14 protein-coding genes are annotated in these 17,398 nt (G+C 68.1%); 11 read left to right on the forward strand and 3 right to left on the reverse strand.

What is annotated here, in order from left to right; genetic code table 11:
- The first annotated feature begins 158 nt into the window (after positions 1-158).
- The 11 genes from typA (at position 159) to ACIQF6_RS11560 (ending at position 14,122) form a co-directional block, all read left to right on the forward strand.
- Positions 159-2,063: a translational GTPase TypA gene (gene typA / locus ACIQF6_RS11510; protein ID WP_043915881.1), complete on the forward strand. Its 1,905-nt coding sequence runs from the start codon at positions 159-161 to the stop codon at positions 2,061-2,063.
- 346 nt (positions 2,064-2,409) lie between these two features.
- Positions 2,410-4,038 (forward strand): ABC transporter substrate-binding protein, encoded by a 1,629-nt coding sequence (locus ACIQF6_RS11515; protein WP_400893120.1) that lies wholly within the window; start codon positions 2,410-2,412, stop codon positions 4,036-4,038.
- 138 nt (positions 4,039-4,176) lie between these two features.
- A complete protein-coding gene (locus ACIQF6_RS11520) occupies positions 4,177-5,103 on the forward strand; it encodes an ABC transporter permease (protein ID WP_400893122.1) in 927 nt (308 codons plus the stop codon).
- Complete coding sequence (locus tag ACIQF6_RS11525; RefSeq protein WP_400893125.1) at positions 5,096-6,025, forward strand: ABC transporter permease; 930 nt, start codon at positions 5,096-5,098, stop codon at positions 6,023-6,025. Before ACIQF6_RS11520 ends, ACIQF6_RS11525 begins: the two co-directional genes overlap by 8 nt.
- 16 nt (positions 6,026-6,041) lie before the next feature.
- Positions 6,042-7,094, forward strand: a complete 1,053-nt coding sequence (locus ACIQF6_RS11530; RefSeq protein WP_400893127.1) for an ABC transporter ATP-binding protein — start codon at positions 6,042-6,044, stop codon at positions 7,092-7,094.
- Positions 7,087-8,103 carry an ABC transporter ATP-binding protein gene (locus ACIQF6_RS11535; protein WP_400893130.1) on the forward strand — a complete coding sequence of 339 codons (1,017 nt, stop codon included), beginning with the start codon at positions 7,087-7,089 and terminating at the stop codon, positions 8,101-8,103. Before ACIQF6_RS11530 ends, ACIQF6_RS11535 begins: the two co-directional genes overlap by 8 nt.
- 242 nt (positions 8,104-8,345) lie before the next feature.
- On the forward strand, positions 8,346-9,971 hold the full coding sequence (locus ACIQF6_RS11540) for an ABC transporter substrate-binding protein (protein ID WP_400893132.1): 1,626 nt from the start codon (positions 8,346-8,348) through the stop codon (positions 9,969-9,971).
- A gap of 76 nt (positions 9,972-10,047) precedes the next feature.
- Entirely contained in the window at positions 10,048-10,974 is a 927-nt protein-coding gene (locus ACIQF6_RS11545; RefSeq protein ID WP_400893135.1) for an ABC transporter permease, read from the forward strand.
- Positions 10,967-11,980 carry an ABC transporter permease gene (locus ACIQF6_RS11550; RefSeq protein WP_400893138.1) on the forward strand — a complete coding sequence of 338 codons (1,014 nt, stop codon included), beginning with the start codon at positions 10,967-10,969 and terminating at the stop codon, positions 11,978-11,980. The genes ACIQF6_RS11545 and ACIQF6_RS11550 overlap by 8 nt, the downstream gene beginning before the upstream one ends.
- Before the next feature lie 17 nt (positions 11,981-11,997).
- Positions 11,998-13,050 (forward strand): ABC transporter ATP-binding protein, encoded by a 1,053-nt coding sequence (locus ACIQF6_RS11555; protein WP_400893140.1) that lies wholly within the window; start codon positions 11,998-12,000, stop codon positions 13,048-13,050.
- Entirely contained in the window at positions 13,040-14,122 is a 1,083-nt protein-coding gene (locus tag ACIQF6_RS11560) for an ABC transporter ATP-binding protein (protein ID WP_400893144.1), read from the forward strand. The genes ACIQF6_RS11555 and ACIQF6_RS11560 overlap by 11 nt, the downstream gene beginning before the upstream one ends.
- 51 nt (positions 14,123-14,173) lie before the next feature.
- On the opposite strand, the gene ACIQF6_RS11565 is transcribed toward ACIQF6_RS11560, so the two are convergent.
- The 3 genes from ACIQF6_RS11565 to ACIQF6_RS11575 form a co-directional block, all read right to left on the reverse strand.
- On the reverse strand, positions 14,174-15,235 hold the full coding sequence (locus ACIQF6_RS11565) for an ABC transporter ATP-binding protein (RefSeq protein WP_400893147.1): 1,062 nt from the start codon (positions 15,233-15,235) through the stop codon (positions 14,174-14,176).
- A gap of 10 nt (positions 15,236-15,245) precedes the next feature.
- Complete coding sequence (locus tag ACIQF6_RS11570; RefSeq protein WP_400893149.1) at positions 15,246-16,319, reverse strand: ABC transporter ATP-binding protein; 1,074 nt, start codon at positions 16,317-16,319, stop codon at positions 15,246-15,248.
- Positions 16,320-16,383: 64 nt separating this feature from the next.
- Complete coding sequence (locus ACIQF6_RS11575) at positions 16,384-17,361, reverse strand: ABC transporter permease (RefSeq protein ID WP_400893151.1); 978 nt, start codon at positions 17,359-17,361, stop codon at positions 16,384-16,386.
- Between the last annotated feature and the right edge of the window lie 37 nt (positions 17,362-17,398).

Raw genomic sequence — 17,398 nt, forward strand, 5'->3', positions numbered from 1 at the left:
TGATCTTCACCGCCACCGGACGCCCGTTTCGGCTCCATTGCGGCCTTCCCCGTACGATGGGGAGAAGCCGAGGCATGTGCCGTGCCCGGCGGGTGGACCGGTGAATGCTGACGCGGGCCGGGCACCGTGACCCACGATTCCGGGAGAATCAGCGCCGCATGCCCACGCGCAACGACATCCGCAACGTCGCCATCGTCGCCCACGTCGACCACGGCAAGACCACCCTGGTCGACGCCATGCTCAAGCAGGCCGGCGCCTTCGCGGCCCACCAGCAGCTCGACGACCGCATGATGGACTCGAACGACCTGGAGCGCGAGAAGGGCATCACCATTCTCGCGAAGAACACGGCGGTCAAGTACCACCCCAAGGACGGCGGCGCGCCGATCACCATCAACATCATCGACACCCCGGGCCACGCCGACTTCGGTGGCGAGGTCGAGCGCGGTCTGTCGATGGTCGACGCGGTCGTCCTGCTGGTCGACGCGTCCGAGGGCCCGCTGCCGCAGACCCGCTTCGTGCTGCGCAAGGCGCTCTCCGCCCGCCTGCCGGTCATCCTGTGCATCAACAAGACCGACCGCCCGGACGCCCGGATCGACGAGGTCATCAACGAGACCTACGACCTGTTCCTGGACCTGGACGCGGACGAGGACCAGATCGAGTTCCCGATCGTCTACGCCTGCGCCCGTGACGGCGTCGCCTCGCTGACCAAGCCGGAGAACGGCACCGTGCCGGCCGACTCCGAGAACCTGGAGCCGTTCTTCTCCACCATCCTGGAGCACGTCCCGGCCCCGACCTACGACGAGGACGCCCCGCTGCAGGCGCACGTCACCAACCTGGACGCCGACAACTTCCTCGGCCGCATCGCGCTGCTCCGCGTCGAGCAGGGCGAGCTGCGCAAGGGCCAGACGGTGGCCTGGATCAAGCGCGACGGCTCGATCCAGAACGTCCGCATCTCCGAGCTGCTGATGACCGAGGCGCTCACCCGCAAGCCCGCCGAGGTGGCCGGCCCCGGTGACATCTGCGCCGTCGCGGGCATCGGCGACATCATGATCGGCGAGACCCTCGCCGACACCGAGAATCCGATCGCGCTGCCGCTGATCACCGTCGACGAGCCGGCGATCTCGATGACCATCGGCACCAACACCTCGCCGCTGGTCGGCAAGGGCGGCTCCGGCAAGGGCGCGGACGCCAAGTCCGCCGGCAAGGTCGACCGCAAGGTGACGGCCCGTCAGGTCAAGGACCGCCTGGACCGCGAGCTGATCGGTAACGTCTCGCTGCGCGTGCTGGAGACCGAGCGTCCCGACGCCTGGGAGGTGCAGGGCCGCGGTGAGCTGGCGCTGGCCATCCTGATCGAGACCATGCGCCGGGAAGGCTTCGAACTGACCGTCGGCAAGCCGCAGGTCGTCACCCGCGAGGTCAACGGCAAGACCCACGAGCCGGTCGAGCGCCTCACGGTGGACGTCCCCGAGGAGCACATGGGCGCCGTCACCCAGCTGATGGGCATCCGCAAGGGCCGGATGGACAACATGTCCAACCACGGTTCCGGCTGGGTCCGGATGGAGTTCGTGGTGCCGTCCCGCGGCCTGATCGGATTCCGGACGGAGTTCCTCACCAACACCCGCGGCACCGGTATCGCGCACTCGATCCACGAGGGCTACGAGCCGTGGTTCGGCAACCTGACGACCCGTAACAACGGTTCGCTGGTCGCCGACCGCTCCGGCGTGGTCACCGCCTTCGCGATGACCAACCTGCAGGAGCGCGGCGTGCTGTTCACCGACCCCGGCACCGAGGTGTACGAGGGCATGATCGTCGGCGAGAACTCGCGCTCCGACGACATGGACGTGAACATCACCAAGGAGAAGAAGCTCACCAACATGCGTTCCTCGAACGCTGACGTGGCCGAGTCGATCGTCCCGCCGCGCAAGCTCTCGCTGGAGCAGTCGCTGGAGTTCTGCCGCGAGGACGAGTGCATCGAGGTGACCCCGGAGACCGTGCGCATCCGCAAGGTCGTGCTGGACGCCAAGGAGCGCGGCCGCACCGCGTCGCGCGCCAAGAAGAGCTGACGCCCGCCTGTTTTCGGCCGACCGGCCGGTGCCCTTCGGGGTACCGGCCGGTCGGCTTTTTGGTGACGCTCCGTCACAAATAGCTGGAGGGCGGATGTTCGTTAATCGGACGTCACCGATCGTCATGTGTGACAACTGTCCGTTTCGCCCCTGTCTGGGTATGTCTGCAATGTCCGATTTTTGAGATTCATACACCGTTCATGTGACCAAATTGAAATCCGGATTGGTCAATTCCGTGTCCGTGGGTGACCGATAGTGGGTGCAGTCGAGCTCGGGTCGAGGCTTCAGCGCAGGGGTGCGCGCCAGGCCGCGAGCGATCTGCAACACGATTTCAGGAGGCACACCCATGCGCGGTGCCAGCCAGGCCAAGTGGGTTGTCGCAGCCGTCGCGGTCGCCCTCGCCGCTACCGCTTGCGGCAGCAGCTCGTCGGACGGCGCTTCGGACGGTCCGGTCAACGCCCAGGGCACGTTCAGCTACCAGAGCTCCGAGCCGCAGAACCCGCTCCAGCCCGCCAACGCCATGGAGGTCGGCGGCGGTCGCGTCCTGAAGAACCTGTTCAAGGGCCTCGTGGACTACGACCCGGCCGACGGCAAGCTGCGCAACCAGGTCGCCGACAAGATCGAGACCACCGACGCGCAGAACTACACCGTCACCCTGAAGTCCGGCTGGACCTTCCACGACGGCACCCCGGTGACCGCGCAGTCCTTCGTGGACGCCTGGAACTGGTCCGCCAACATCAAGAACAACCAGATCAACTCCGACTGGTTCTCCGACATCCAGGGCTACGACGCGGTCCACCCGGACAAGGGCGACCCGACCGCCGAGACCATGTCCGGCCTGAAGGTCGTCGACGACACCCACTTCACCATCGCGCTGACCGGCCCGGTGTCGTACTTCGAGTACAAGCTCGGCTACACCGCCTTCTCGCCGCTGCCGAAGGTGTTCTTCACCGACCCGGCGAAGTACGGCCAGTCGCCGATCGGCAACGGCCCCTACAAGTTCGTCTCGTGGGAGCACAACAAGGCGATCACCGTCGCCGCGTACGACAAGTACGAGGGCCTCGACAAGCCGAAGAACGCCGGCATCGTCTTCAAGAACTACTCGCAGGCCGAGGCCGCCTACAAGGACCTGGTCTCCGACAACCTGGACGTGCTGGACCAGGTCGACCCGAGCGACCTGTCCTCCTACAAGAGCGACCTGGGCGACCGCGCCGTCGACCAGCCGCAGGGCGCCATCCAGAACATCTCCTTCTCGCTCTACCAGGACTCCTGGAAGGGCCAGGACAAGGCCAAGGTCCGCCAGGGCCTGTCGATGGCGATCGACCGCGACACCATCACCAAGACGGTGCTCCAGGGTTCCCGCCAGCCCGCCAACTCCTGGGTCGCTCCGGGCGCCATGGGCTACAAGGACAACACCTGCGGCGAGGCCTGCAGCTACGACCCGGCCAAGGCCAAGCAGCTGATCGCCGAGGGCGGCGGCGTCCCCGGCAACAAGATCACCGTTCTGTACAACGCGGACGGCGGCCACAAGGAGTGGGTGGACGCGGTCTGCAACTCCATCCGTCAGGCCACCGGCGTGGAGTGCGTCGGCGACCCGAAGCCGGACTTCAAGTCGGCCCGTGACCTGGTCAAGAACAAGAAGGCCGACGGCCTGATGCGGACCGGCTGGGTGCAGGACTACCCGCTGAACGCCAACTTCCTGCGCGACGTGTACGGCACCGGCGCCGCGGCCAACGACGCCGGCTACTCCAGCCCGGAGTTCGACAAGCTGGCGGCCGAGGCGGACAAGGCCACCACCGTGGAGAAGACCGCCGAGCTGTACCAGCAGGCCGAGGAGCAGTTGGCCAAGGACATGCCGTCCATCCCGCTCTGGTACTACAAGACCACCGCCGGTTACTCGAAGAACGTGCAGAACGTGAAGTACGACTCGTTCGGCGACCCGGTCTTCACCCAGGTCGAGGTCAAGCAGAAGTAACCGAGCCGGCACCGCACGGCTCGAACCGACACGGCCGGTGCCCGTCCCCGCCCCACCGGGCGGACCGGCACCGGCCGTTGTCACGCCAAGAACTCTGATCGGGATGACGGCCCGTCAGAGCAGTAAATTGGAGGCACAATGGGGCGCTTTGTCGTTAGGCGACTGCTCCAGATGATCCCGGTGTTCCTGGGCACGGTCACGATCATTTTCTTCATGACCCGCATGCTGCCCGGCGACCCGGCGGCGGCAATGTGGGGAGACAAGGCCGCCGACCCGGCCCAGCTGGCCGCGTTCAAGCACCGGATGGGACTCGACGTCTCCACCGGGCAGCAGTACCTGAACTACATGGGGAACCTGTTCACCGGAAACTTCGGTGAGACCATGGCCGGCCGCAAGGTCATCGACGTGATCGGCGAGGCCCTGCCGGTCACCATCCGGCTGGCCCTGCTGGCCTTCGTCTTCGAAGTGGTCGTCGGTGTGGCGATCGGCCTGTTCTCCGGCCTGCGCCGCGGCAAGGCCTTCGACAAGACCGCCCTGGTCCTCACCCTGCTGCTGATCTCGATCCCGGTCCCGGTGCTCGGCTTCATCTTCCAGAACATCTTCGCGATCCAGCTCAAGTGGATCACCCCGACCGTTCAGGACTCGATGAACCTCGGCCAGCTGATGCTGCCCGCCATCGTGCTCGGCTCGATCTCGCTCGCCTACGTCGCCCGACTGACCCGTACCTCCATCGCGGAGAACATCAAGTCGGACTACATGCGCACCGCGATCGCCAAGGGCCTGCCCCGCCGCAAGGTGATCGGCACCCACCTGCTGCGCAACTCGATGATCCCGGTGGTGACCTTCCTGGGCACCGACCTCGGCGCGCTGATGGGCGGCGCGATCGTCACCGAGGGCATCTTCAACGTCAAGGGCGTCGGCAACGCGCTGTACCACGCCATCAACCTCAACGAGGGCGCGACCGTCTCCGGTTTCGTCGTCGTGCTGGTGCTGGTGTACCTGGCCGCCAGCCTGATCGTCGACCTGCTCTACGCGGTCCTGGACCCGAGGATCCGGTATGCCTGACCTGATCGAGACGAACACCCCCGCGCAGGCCGCCGGCTCCGCCGAGCCGAAGCCGGAGAAGCCCCGCAGCCTCGGCGTGGACGCCTGGCACGACCTGCGCAAGCGCCCGGTCTTCATCATCTCGGCGGCGCTGATCGTGCTGCTGATCGCCTTCGCGATCGCCCCCAGCCTGTTCACCTCGGTGGACCCGCGGGCCGGCGACCTCCAGCACCACTACCTGTCCAAGCCGAACTACCTGCACCTCTTCCAGGCGGACTGGTTCGGCTACGACGGCCAGGGCCGCTCGATCTACGCCCGGATGATCTACGGTGCCCGCGCCTCCGTGGTGGTCGGCATCTGCGTCACCGCCGGCGTCACGATCCTCGGCGGCCTGGCCGGCATGGTCGCCGGCTACTACGGCGGCTGGGTCGACACGGTGATCTCCCGGGTCACCGACATGTTCTTCGGCATCCCGCTGCTGCTCGGCGCGCTGGTCGTGCTGAACGCCTTCACCACCCGCACCGTCTGGTCCGTGGTGTTCGCCCTGGTCGCCCTCGGCTGGACCCAGATGACCCGCGTGATGCGCGGCTCGGTGATCACCGTCAAGCAGTCCGACTACGTGACCGCGGCCCGGGCGCTCGGTGCCGGGACCGGCCGGATCATGTTCAAGCACATCCTGCCGAACGCGATCGCCCCGGTGATCGTGGTCGCCACCATCGCGCTCGGCGGCTACATCGCCACCGAGGCGACGCTGAGCTTCCTCGGCATCGGCCTCCAGGACCCGACCATCTCCTGGGGCATCGACATCAACTCGGCCCAGAAGGTCATCCGTTCCGCGCCGTTCGCGCTGTTCTTCCCGGCCGGCATGCTCAGCGTCACCGTGCTGGCGTTCATCATGCTCGGCGACGCGGTGCGCGACGCCCTCGACCCGAAGCTGCGCTGAGAGAGGCGGCCCGCACATGACCACCGCACCCGAGAAGACCGCAGCCGGCAAGGACCGCCTGGTCCCCGGCACCCCGCTGCTCGACGTCCGCGACCTGCACGTCGAGTTCAAGACCCGCGACGGCGTCGCCAAGGCCGTCAACGGCGTGAACTACTCGGTCGCGGCCGGCGAGACCCTCGCCGTCCTCGGCGAGTCCGGTTCCGGAAAGTCCGTCACCGCGCAGACCATCATGGGCATCCTCGACATGCCCCCCGGCCGGGTCACCGCCGGCGAGATCCTGTTCCGCGGCCAGGACATGCTGAAGATGTCCGGCGAGGAGCGCCGGAAGATCCGCGGCCGCAAGATCGCGATGATCTTCCAGGACGCGCTGTCCTCGCTGAACCCGGTGCTCTCCGTCGGCTACCAGCTCGGCGAGATGTTCCGCGTGCACCAGGGCGCCTCCCGCAAGGAGGCCAAGGCCAAGGCCATCGAGCTGATGGACCGGGTCCGCATCCCCGCCGCCGCGCAGCGCGTGAACGACTATCCGCACCAGTTCTCCGGCGGTATGCGGCAGCGCATCATGATCGCGATGGCGCTGGCGCTGGAGCCGGACCTGATCATCGCGGACGAGCCGACCACAGCGCTGGACGTGACGGTCCAGGCGCAGGTGATGGACCTGCTGGCGGAGCTTCAGGCCGAGTACCACATGGGCCTGATCCTGATCACCCACGACCTGGGCGTGGTCGCCGACGTCGCGGACAAGATCGCCGTCATGTACGCCGGCCGGATCGTCGAGACCGCCCCCGTGCACGAGCTGTACGCCCGCCCCGCCCACCCCTACACCAAGGGCCTGCTCCGGTCGATCCCGCGACTGGACCAGAAGGGCGAGGAGCTCTACGCGATCAAGGGCCTGCCGCCCAACCTCTACAAGGTCCCGGCCGGCTGCGCGTTCAACCCGCGCTGCGACGTCGCCACCGACCGGTGCCGCACCGAGATCCCCGCCCTGCACCAGGTCACCGACCGGGACGGGGCCGAGCTCGCCGGCCGCAAGAGCGCCTGCCACCTCTGGAAGGAGACCCTCCATGGCTGAGCCCATCCTGGAGGTCCGCGACCTGGTCAAGCACTACCCGCTCACCCAGGGCATCCTCTTCAAGAAGCAGGTCGGCGCGGTCAAGGCCGTCGACGGCGTCTCCTTCACCCTCGAAAAGGGCGAGACCCTCGGCATCGTCGGCGAGTCCGGCTGCGGCAAGTCCACCCTGGCGAAGGTCCTGATGAACCTGGAGCGGGCGACCGCCGGCCAGGTCCTCTACAAGGGCGAGGACATCTCCCGGCTGTCCGGCTCCGCGCTGAAGGCCGTGCGGCGCAACATCCAGATGGTGTTCCAGGACCCGTACACCTCGCTGAACCCGCGGATGACGGTCGGCGACATCATCGGGGAGCCGTTCGAGATCCACCCCGAGGTGGCGCCGAAGGGCGACCGGCGCAAGGCCGTTCAGGACCTGCTGGACGTGGTCGGCCTGAACCCCGAGTACATCAACCGGTACCCGCACCAGTTCTCCGGCGGCCAGCGCCAGCGCATCGGCATCGCCCGCGGCCTCGCCCTCAAGCCGGAGGTCATCATCTGCGACGAGCCGGTCTCGGCGCTGGACGTCTCGGTGCAGGCCCAGGTGATCAACCTGCTGGAGAAGCTGCAGAGCGAGTTCGAGCTCTCCTACATGTTCATCGCGCACGACCTGTCGATCGTCCGGCACATCTCCGACCGGGTCGGCGTGATGTACCTCGGCAAGATGGTCGAGATCGGCACCGACCTGGAGATCTACGACCACGCCACCCACCCGTACACCCAGGCGCTGCTGTCGGCCGTCCCGGTGCCCGACCCGACCGGCCGCGAGGGCCGCGAGCGGATCATCCTGACCGGCGACATCCCCTCCCCGGCGAACCCGCCGTCCGGGTGCCGGTTCCGCACCCGCTGCTGGAAGGCGGAGGAGCGCTGCGCGACGGAGGTGCCGCTGCTGGCCGCGCCGACGCTGCTCACCGGAGGGGCCAAGCACGACTCGGCGTGCCACTTCGCGGCGGAGCGTCAGGTCGCTGCCGCCTAGCGCGAACCAGGGGGCGAGCAACCGGGCACCCGCCGGCCAGGTCGCGATCAACGGCAAGTCATTGCCCGCATCGCGATCCGGCCGGCGGGTGCCTTCCGTTTCGCGCGGTTCCCCGCGCCCCTGCCGGTGCTCTCCCGGCCGCCGCCCCCTTGGGCCGGACGGCCCCCTCTCGGTCGCGTCGGAGCGGCCTCGCACTTCTCATGAGGTGAGATGCCGTCATACGCCCTCGAGGAGGAGGCTCCATGCCCACAGGTACCCGTGTGCGCTGGGCCGTTGTCAGTGCGACGTCCGTGGCCCTGATGGCCACGGGTTGTGGTGGGGGCGGCAGCAGCTCAGGTGGCGGACCGTCGGACGCCGGCAAGTCGTTCACGTATCAGAGCAGCGAGCCGCAGAATCCGTTGCAGCCGGCGAACGCCAACGAGGTCGGCGGCGGGCGCATCGTGCAGAACCTGTTCAAGGGCCTCGCGGACTACGACCCGTCCAACGGCAAGCTCCGGATGCAGGTCGCGGACAAGATCGAGACCAGTGACGCGCAGACGTACAACGTGACGATGAAGTCGGGTTGGACGTTCCACGACGGGACGCCGGTCACGGCGAAGAGCTTCGTGGACGCGTGGAACTGGGCGGCGGACACCAAGAACAACCAGATCAACAGCTCGTGGTTCGAGGACATCCAGGGCTACTCGGACGTCCACCCGCAGAGCGGCAGCCCGACGGCGGACACCATGTCGGGGCTGAGCGTCCAGGACGACACGCACTTCACGATCAAGCTGAAGAACAAGGTCTCGTACTTCCCGTACAAGCTGGGGTACATCGCCTTCTCGCCGCTTCCGGAGGGGTTCTACCAGGACCCGGCGGGCTACGGGCAGAAGCCGGTGGGCAACGGGCCGTACCAGTTCGTCAGTTGGGACCACAACTCGCAGGTGGTCACCAAGACGTTCGCCAACTACCAGGGTGTGGACAAGCCGAAGAACGGCGGCGTGGTGTTCAAGATGTACACCACGGCGGAGGCGGCCTACGCGGACCTGCAGTCGAACAACCTGGACGTGATGGACCAGGTGCCGCCGTCGGATCTGGCGAACTACAAGAGCGACCTGGGCGACCGGGCGATCGACGCTCCGCAGGGTGCGATCCAGAACGTCGGCTTCACGCTGTACCAGCCGGACTGGCAGGGGGCGAACAAGAACCTGGTCCGGCAGGGCCTGTCGATGGCGATCGACCGGAACACCATCACCAAGACGGTGCTGCAGGGCTCGCGGGCGCCGGCGTCGGCGTGGGTCGCCGAGGGGGTGGAGGGCTACAAGGCGGGGACCTGCGGGGACTTCTGCACCTACAACCCGGACAAGGCGAAGCAGCTGATCCAGCAGGGCGGCGGCGTTCCCGGGAACTCCGTCAAGATCACCTACAACGCGGACGGCGGCCACAAGGAGTGGGTGGACGCGGTCTGCAACTCGATCCGGCAGGCGACCGGGGTGAACTGCGCCGGTGACCCGAAGACCGACTTCAAGACGGCGCGGGCGGCGATCACCGGGCACCAGCTCAACGGCATGTTCCGCACCGGCTGGGTGCAGGACTACCCGCTGAACGCGAACTTCCTGGCGGACGTGTACCGCACCGGCGCGGCGTCCAACGACACCGGCTACTCCAGCCCGGAGTTCGACAAGCTCGCCGGCCAGGCCGACGAGGCCGCCTCGATCCAGGACACCGCGACCGGCTACCAGAAGGCCGAGGAGCAGCTGGCGACGGACATGCCGGCCATTCCGCTCTGGTACTACCGGACGAACTCCGGCTACTCCACCAAGGTGCAGAACGTGTCGTTCGACTCCTTCGGCAACCCGGCCTGGACCCAGGTCGAGGTCAAGAGCTGATCCGTCCGATGTCGGCCCCGCCCTCCCCGCACGGAGGGCGGGGCCACGTCAGTCACCTCTCGGAGGGAGGGCCCTGATGGGCCATTACATCCTGCGGCGCGTGCTCCAGATGATCCCGGTGTTCTTCGGCGCCACGCTGCTGATCTTCCTGATGGTGTACAGCCTGCCGGGCGACCCGATCGCCGCGATGTTCGGCGACAAGGCCGCCGACCCGGCGACCGTGGCCCACCTGAAGCACCAGTACTACCTCGACCAGCCGCTGTGGAAGCAGTACCTGCACTACATGAACAACATCTTCCACCTGGACTTCGGCACCAGTTTCACCGGCCGCCCGGTCTCCGAGATCATGAAGGACGCCTTCCCGGTCACCATCCGGCTCGCCCTGGTCGCGTTCTTCTTCGAGATCGTGATCGGCCTGCCGCTGGGCCTGATCGCCGGTCTGAAGCGGGGCAGCGTCTGGGACACCGGGGTGCTGGTGGTGACCCTGGTGGTGATCTCGATCCCGGTGTTCGTGCTCGGCTACATCGCGCAGACGGTGTTCGCGATCAACCTGGGCTGGGTGACGGCGACGGTCCAGGACTCCCGGGACATCAGCCAGTTGATCCTGCCCGGCCTGGTGCTGGCGTCCCTGTCGCTGGCGTACGTGGCCCGGCTGACCCGGACGTCGATCGGCGAGAACCTGCGCGCCGACTACATGCGCACCGCGGTGGCCAAGGGCCTGCCGCGGCGGACCGTCGTCGGCCGGCACCTGCTGCGCAACTCGCTGATCCCGGTGGTGACGTTCCTGGGCACCGACCTGGGCGCGCTGATGGGCGGTGCGATCGTCACCGAGGGCATCTTCAACATCTCCGGCGTCGGCAACGTCCTCTACAAGGCGATCAACCAGAAGGAAGGCCCGACGGTGGTCGGCATCGTCACCGTGCTGGTGATCGTGTACCTGGTCGCCAGCCTGGTCGTCGACCTGCTGTACGCCGTCCTCGACCCGAGGATCCGCTATGCCTGACCGGAACGAGTCCATCCCGGACGACCACGACCCGCTGCGGAACATCAACCCCACCGACAGCGACCACCTGGACTACGTCGGACAGCAGGGCCTGGCGGTGGAGCAGCAGACGCTGCTCGAACCGGACCCGGGCAAGCGGGAGCAGGCACGCAGCCTGTGGGGCGACGCCTGGCGGGACCTGCGGCGGCGGCCGATCTTCATCCTGTCGGCGGTGCTGATCGTGCTGCTGATCCTGATCGCGATCTTCCCGCAGCTGTTCACCAGCACCGACCCGCGGGCGTCCGACCTGCTCAACAACTACCTGCGGCGGCCGAACTGGACCGACTTCTTCGGGGGCGGCTGGTTCGGCTACGACGGGCAGGGCCGGTCGATCTACGCCCGGGTGATCTACGGGGCGCGGGCCTCGATCACCGTCGGCATCTGCGTCACCCTGGCGGTGACCCTGCTGGGCGGGCTGGCCGGGATGGCCGCCGGGTTCTTCGGCGGCTGGCTGGACGCGGTGATCTCCCGGATCACCGACATCTTCTTCGGCATCCCGCTGCTGCTCGGCGCGCTGGTGCTGCTGAACGCGTTCGCCACCCGCAACGTGTGGTCGGTGGTGATCGCGCTGGCGTTCCTCGGCTGGACCCAGCTGGCCCGCGTGATGCGCGGCTCGGTGATCACCGTCAAGCAGGCCGACTACGTGGTGGCCGGGCGGGCGCTGGGCGCCGGGACCGGGCGGCTGATGTTCCGGCACATCCTGCCGAACGCGATCGCCCCGGTGATCGTGGTCGCCACCATCGCGCTGGGCGGCTACATCACCGCGGAGGCGACGCTGAGCTTCCTCGGCATCGGCCTCCAGGACCCGACCATCTCCTGGGGCGTGGACATCTCCTCCGCGCAGAAGGTGATCCGGCAGGCGCCGTTCGTGCTGTTCTTCCCGGCCGCGGCGCTCTCCATCACCGTGCTGGCCTTCATCATGCTGGGCGACGCGGTGCGCGACGCCCTCGATCCGAAGCTGCGCTGAGCGAGGGGAGCAGACAGATGAGCACCGTCGCCGACCAGAGCCGACCGGCCCACGAGGAGCCGTTCACCGGGCCGCTGCTGGACGTGCGGAACCTGCACGTGGAGTTCCGGACCAGGGACGGCGTGGTCCGGGCCGTCAACGGCGTGAACTACAGCGTCAGCGCGGGCGAGACCCTCGCGGTGCTGGGCGAGTCCGGTTCCGGAAAGTCCGTCACCGCGCAGGCCGTGATGGGCATCCTCGACATGCCGCCGGCCGCCATCCCCGAGGGGGAGCTCCTGTTCTGCGGCCAGGACATGCTGAAGATGTCCAAGGAGGAGCGGCGCAGGATCCGCGGCCAGAAGATCGCGATGATCTTCCAGGACGCGCTGTCCTCGCTGAACCCGGTGCTCCCGGTCGGCTACCAGCTCGGCGAGATGTTCCGGGCGCACCGCGGCAGCAGCCGCAAGGAGGCCAGGGAGAAGGCCGTCGACCTGATGGAGCGGGTGCGCATCCCGGCCGCCAAGGAACGGGTGGGGGACTATCCGCACCAGTTCTCCGGCGGTATGCGGCAGCGCATCATGATCGCGATGGCGCTGGCGTTGGAGCCGGACCTGATCATCGCGGACGAGCCGACCACGGCGCTGGACGTGACGGTCCAGGCGCAGGTGATGGACCTGCTGGCGGAGCTTCAGGCCGAGTACCACATGGGCCTGATCCTGATCACCCACGACCTGGGCGTGGTCGCCGACGTCGCGGACAAGATCGCCGTCATGTACGCCGGCCGGATCGTCGAGACCGCCCCCGTGCACGAGCTGTACGCCCGCCCCGCCCACCCCTACACCCGCGGCCTGCTGGACTCCATCCCGCGCCTCGACCAGAAGGGCCAGGAGCTCTACGCGATCAAGGGCCTGCCGCCCAACCTGCTGCGGATCCCGGCCGGCTGCGCGTTCAACCCGCGCTGCCCGCGGGCGCAGGAGATCTGCCGGCAGGAGGTGCCGCCGCTGGCGCAGGTGACCGAGGACGACGGGACGCCGCTGGCCGGGCGGGGAAGTGCGTGCTTCTTCTGGAAGGAGACCCTCCATGACGGTTAACGGCGCCACACCGCTCGGGGCGACCACCCCCGAGGAGGCCGCGTTCGCCCAGGAGGTGCGGCGCGGCGAACCCATCCTGGAGGTGCGCGACCTGCGCAAGCACTTCCCGCTGACCAAGGGCGTGCTGTTCAAGAAGCAGGTCGGCGCGGTCAAGGCCGTCGACGGGGTGTCGTTCGACCTGATGCAGGGGGAGACCCTCGGCGTCGTCGGCGAGTCCGGCTGCGGCAAGTCGACGCTGGCCAAGGTGCTGATGAACCTGGAGCCCGCGACCACCGGGTCGGTGAAGTACAAGGGCGAGGAGATCTCGCGCCTGTCCGGCTCCGCGCTGAAGGCCGTGCGGCGCAACATCCAGATGGTGTTCCAGGACCCGTACACCTCGCTGAACCCGCGGATGACGGTCGGCGACATCATCGGGGAGCCGTTCGAGATCCACCCCGAGGTGGCGCCGAAGGGCGACCGGCGCAAGGCCGTTCAGGACCTGCTGGACGTGGTCGGCCTCAACCCCGAGTACATCAACCGGTACCCGCACCAGTTCTCCGGCGGCCAGCGCCAGCGCATCGGCATCGCCCGCGGCCTCGCCCTCAAGCCGGAGATCATCATCTGCGACGAGCCGGTCTCGGCGCTGGACGTCTCGGTGCAGGCCCAGGTGATCAACCTGCTGGAGAAGCTGCAGAGCGAGTTCGAGCTCTCCTACATGTTCATCGCGCACGACCTGTCGATCGTCCGGCACATCTCCGACCGGGTCGGCGTGATGTACCTGGGACGGATCGTGGAGATCGGCACCGACCTGGAGATCTACGACCACGCCACCCACCCCTACACCCAGGCGCTGCTGTCGGCCGTCCCGGTGCCCGACCCGACCGCGCGGGAGTCCCGGGACCGGATCGTGCTGACCGGCGACGTGCCCTCCCCGGCGAACCCGCCGTCCGGGTGCCGGTTCCGCACCCGCTGCTGGAAGGCCCAGGAGAAGTGCGAGCGGGAGGATCCGGCGCTGACCGTCCGGGAGTGGCTGGAGGGCCGGGCCCGGCACGACTCGGCCTGCCACTTCGCCGCCGAGCGGGAGAACGTCTGACCGGACGCGAAAGGGCCCCCACCGGATCGGTGGGGGCCCTCTTCACGAAGCTCAGGCCTCGGCGCGCGGCGCCGGAACCGTGTCCCCCTCGGGGAAGTGGCAGGCCGTCAGGTGGCCCTCGGCGTTGCCGGACAGCTGGATCAGCGGCGGCTCCACCGTCGAGCACTTCTCCTGCGCCTTCCAGCACCGGGTGCGGAAGCGGCAGCCCGACGGCGGGTTGAGCGGCGACGGGACGTCACCGGTCAGCCGGATCCGCTCGCGGTCGTCGTCCGGGTCGGCCTCCGGCACGGCGGACAGCAGCGCGTGGGTGTACGGGTGGCGGGGCGACTCGTACAGCGACTTGCGGTCGGCGATCTCGACGATCTTGCCGAGGTACATCACCGCGACGCGCTGCGAGAAGTGGCGCACCACCGACAGGTCGTGCGCGATGAACAGGAAGGCGATGTCCAGGTCGCGCTGCAGCTCCTGGAGCAGGTTGACCACCTGCGCCTGGATGGAGACGTCCAGCGCGGAGACCGGCTCGTCCGCGACGATCAGCTTCGGGTTCAGCGACAGCGCGCGGGCCACGCCGATGCGCTGGCGCTGGCCGCCGGAGAACTCGTGCGGGAAGCGGTTGTAGTGCTCCGGGTTGAGACCGACGGTCTCCAGCAGCTCCTGCACCCGGCGCTGGATGCCGCCCTTGGGGTTGATCCCGTTGATCTCCATCGGCGCGCCGATGATCGAGCCGACGGTGTGCCGCGGGTTCAGCGAGGAGTACGGGTCCTGGAAGATCATCTGGATCTCGGACCGGATCGGCGCCAGCTCCTTGCGGGAGGCGTGCGTGATGTCCTGGCCGTTGTAGCGGATCTCGCCGGCGGTCGGCTCCAGCAGGCGGGTCACCAGCCGGCCGAGGGTCGACTTGCCGCAGCCGGACTCGCCGACCAGGCCGACCGACTCGCCGCCGAAGACCTCCAGGTCGACGCCGTCCACCGCGTGCACCGCGCCGACCTGACGCTTGAACAGGAAGCCGTCCGTCACCGGGAAGTGCTTCTGCACGCCCTTGATGGTCAGCAGCGCTTCACCGGAGCCGGCAGCGGCGCCGGCCGGCTTCTTGAGGGTCTGTTCGTTGCTCATGGTGTCCCTCTCAGCCGAGCCGCGGCTTGATCTGGTCGATGAAGATGTCCTGCCGCTGCGCCGGGCTCAGGTGGCAGGCGGCGGCGTGCCCGGTGGCCGGGGAGAGCGCCGGACGCTCCGAGGTGCAGCCGCCGCCGATGACCTGCTCCTTGTAGTCGCAGCGGGGGTTGAACGGGCAGCCGGTCGGCAGGTTGATCAGGCTCGGCGGGGTGCCGCGAACCGGCCGCAGCGGCACGTTCACGTCGCCCGTCAGGCTCGGCATCGAGGACAGCAGGCCCCAGGTGTAGGGGTGCTGAGGGGCCTTCAGCACCTCGCGGATGGTGCCGCGCTCGACGGCCCGGCCCGCGTACATCACCATGACCTGCTGCGCGGTGCGCGCCACCACGCCCAGGTCGTGGGTGATCAGGATGATCGCGGTGCCCATCTCCTGCTGCAGGTCCTTCAGCAGGTCGAGGATCTGGGCCTGGACGGTGACGTCCAGCGCGGTGGTCGGCTCGTCGGCGATCACCAGCTTGGGGTCGCAGACCAGCGACATGGCGATCATGGCGCGCTGGCGCATACCGCCGGAGAACTGGTGCGGGTAGTCGTCGACCCGGGTGGTGGGCTGCGGGATGCCGACCTTGATCAGCATCTCGATGGCCCGGTCCCGGGCCTCCGACTTGGAGGCGCCGGTGTGCTTGCGGAAGGTCTCGCCGATCTGCTTGCCGATGGTGTGGTACGGCGACAGCGCGGTCAGCGGGTCCTGGAAGATCATCGACATGGTCTTGCCGCGGAGCTTCTCCAGCTCGCGGTTGGACGCGCCGACCAGTTCCTTGCCGTCCAGCTTGATCGAGCCGGAGATGTCGGTGCGGTCCGGGTTGTGCAGACCCAGCACGGCCAGGTTGGTCACCGACTTGCCCGAACCGGACTCACCGACGATGCCGAGCGTGCTGCCCGGGGACACGTCGAAGGAGAGGTTGTCCACGGCCCGGACCACGCCGTCCTCGGTGCTGAAGCGGACCGAGAGGTCGCGGACTGAGAGGAACGGCGTGTCGCCGCCGCTGCCGGCGGGCGAGGCCTCCTCGGGCTTGGCCTGGGTGGTCATGGACTGGGCTCCTCGGTGCGGTACGTGAGGTCGGGACTGCTGGGTCGGCCTGGGGTGCGGCCGGTCAGGCCAGGCGGATGCGCGGGTCGATCAGGGCGTAGGCGGCGTCGACGATGATGTTGAAGAACACGATCAGGGTTGCGGCCACCACGGTGACGCCGACCAGCAGCGACAGGTCGGAGTCGTAGAACGACTGGATCGCCAGCTGGCCCAGGCCGTGCAGGCTGAAGGTCGTCTCGGTGATGATGGCGCCGCCGAGCAGCACGCCCAGGTCGATGCCGAAGACGGTGACGATGGTGCCCATCGCGCCGCGCCAGGCATAGCGCATGAAGACCGAGGTGCCGGACATGCCCTTGGCCCGCGCGGTCCGCACGAAGTCCTCGGACAGCTGCTCGACCATCGAGGAGCGGGTCATACGGGTGTAGTTGGCGGTCCAGATCAGCGACAGCACGATCCACGGCACCAGCAGGCCACTGGCCCAGCCGAGCGGGTCCTTGGTGAACGGGACGTACTTCGGCAGTTCCATCAGGTTGGTGCTGTAGCACAGCGCCCACAGGGCGAGCGGGCCGGCCACGTAGATCTGCATCGAGGAGGCCAGCAGGGAGAGCGAGCTGGCGACCTTGTCGGCGGTCTTGCCCTGCTTGTGGGCGGCCAGCATGCCGGTGCCGATGCCGAAGATCAGGAAGATGACGGCGGAGCCGATGGTCAGCGACAGGGTGGTCGGGAAGCGGTCCGCGAGCAGGCCGCCGACCAGCTCCTTCTTGTCGAAGGAGTAGCCGAAGCACGGGGCGCCGCAGTGCACGCCGTTGTACGTGCCACCGGTGAAGATCGTGCTCAGCCAGTCCCAGTACTGGATCGGCCAGGCCCGGTCGAAGCCCATTTCGTGCCTGATCAGGGCGAGGTTCTCGGGCGAGCAGGTCTTGCCGCAGTAGAGCCGCGCCGGGTCCGCCGGGATCGCGAAGAACAGCGCATAGGTGACCAGCGAGACGATCACCAGAATGACGAGAGCGCCGAGGATTCGGCGGACGAGGAATCGGAGCATCGGGACGGGCTCTCCTGATCGGGGCGGGACACCGGCA

The sequence above is a fragment of the Kitasatospora sp. NPDC092948 genome, assembly GCF_044754805.1.
Lineage (GTDB): Bacteria > Actinomycetota > Actinomycetes > Streptomycetales > Streptomycetaceae > Kitasatospora.

Bases quoted from the DNA above. Each gene is read 5' to 3' on its own strand.
- ACIQF6_RS11550 (WP_400893138.1), top strand. From the start codon at position 10,967: ATGCCTGACCGGAACGAGTCCATCCCGGACGACCACGACCCGCTGCGG.
- ACIQF6_RS11540 (WP_400893132.1), top strand. From the start codon at position 8,346: ATGCCCACAGGTACCCGTGTGCGCTGGGCCGTTGTCAGTGCGACGTCC.
- ACIQF6_RS11565 (WP_400893147.1), bottom strand. From the start codon at position 15,235: ATGAGCAACGAACAGACCCTCAAGAAGCCGGCCGGCGCCGCTGCCGGC.
- typA (WP_043915881.1), top strand. From the start codon at position 159: ATGCCCACGCGCAACGACATCCGCAACGTCGCCATCGTCGCCCACGTC.
- ACIQF6_RS11535 (WP_400893130.1), top strand. From the start codon at position 7,087: ATGGCTGAGCCCATCCTGGAGGTCCGCGACCTGGTCAAGCACTACCCG.
- ACIQF6_RS11515 (WP_400893120.1), top strand. From the start codon at position 2,410: ATGCGCGGTGCCAGCCAGGCCAAGTGGGTTGTCGCAGCCGTCGCGGTC.
- ACIQF6_RS11560 (WP_400893144.1), top strand. From the start codon at position 13,040: ATGACGGTTAACGGCGCCACACCGCTCGGGGCGACCACCCCCGAGGAG.
- ACIQF6_RS11555 (WP_400893140.1), top strand. From the start codon at position 11,998: ATGAGCACCGTCGCCGACCAGAGCCGACCGGCCCACGAGGAGCCGTTC.
- ACIQF6_RS11575 (WP_400893151.1), bottom strand. From the start codon at position 17,361: ATGCTCCGATTCCTCGTCCGCCGAATCCTCGGCGCTCTCGTCATTCTG.
- ACIQF6_RS11525 (WP_400893125.1), top strand. From the start codon at position 5,096: ATGCCTGACCTGATCGAGACGAACACCCCCGCGCAGGCCGCCGGCTCC.
- ACIQF6_RS11545 (WP_400893135.1), top strand. From the start codon at position 10,048: ATGGGCCATTACATCCTGCGGCGCGTGCTCCAGATGATCCCGGTGTTC.
- ACIQF6_RS11570 (WP_400893149.1), bottom strand. From the start codon at position 16,319: ATGACCACCCAGGCCAAGCCCGAGGAGGCCTCGCCCGCCGGCAGCGGC.
- ACIQF6_RS11530 (WP_400893127.1), top strand. From the start codon at position 6,042: ATGACCACCGCACCCGAGAAGACCGCAGCCGGCAAGGACCGCCTGGTC.
- ACIQF6_RS11520 (WP_400893122.1), top strand. From the start codon at position 4,177: ATGGGGCGCTTTGTCGTTAGGCGACTGCTCCAGATGATCCCGGTGTTC.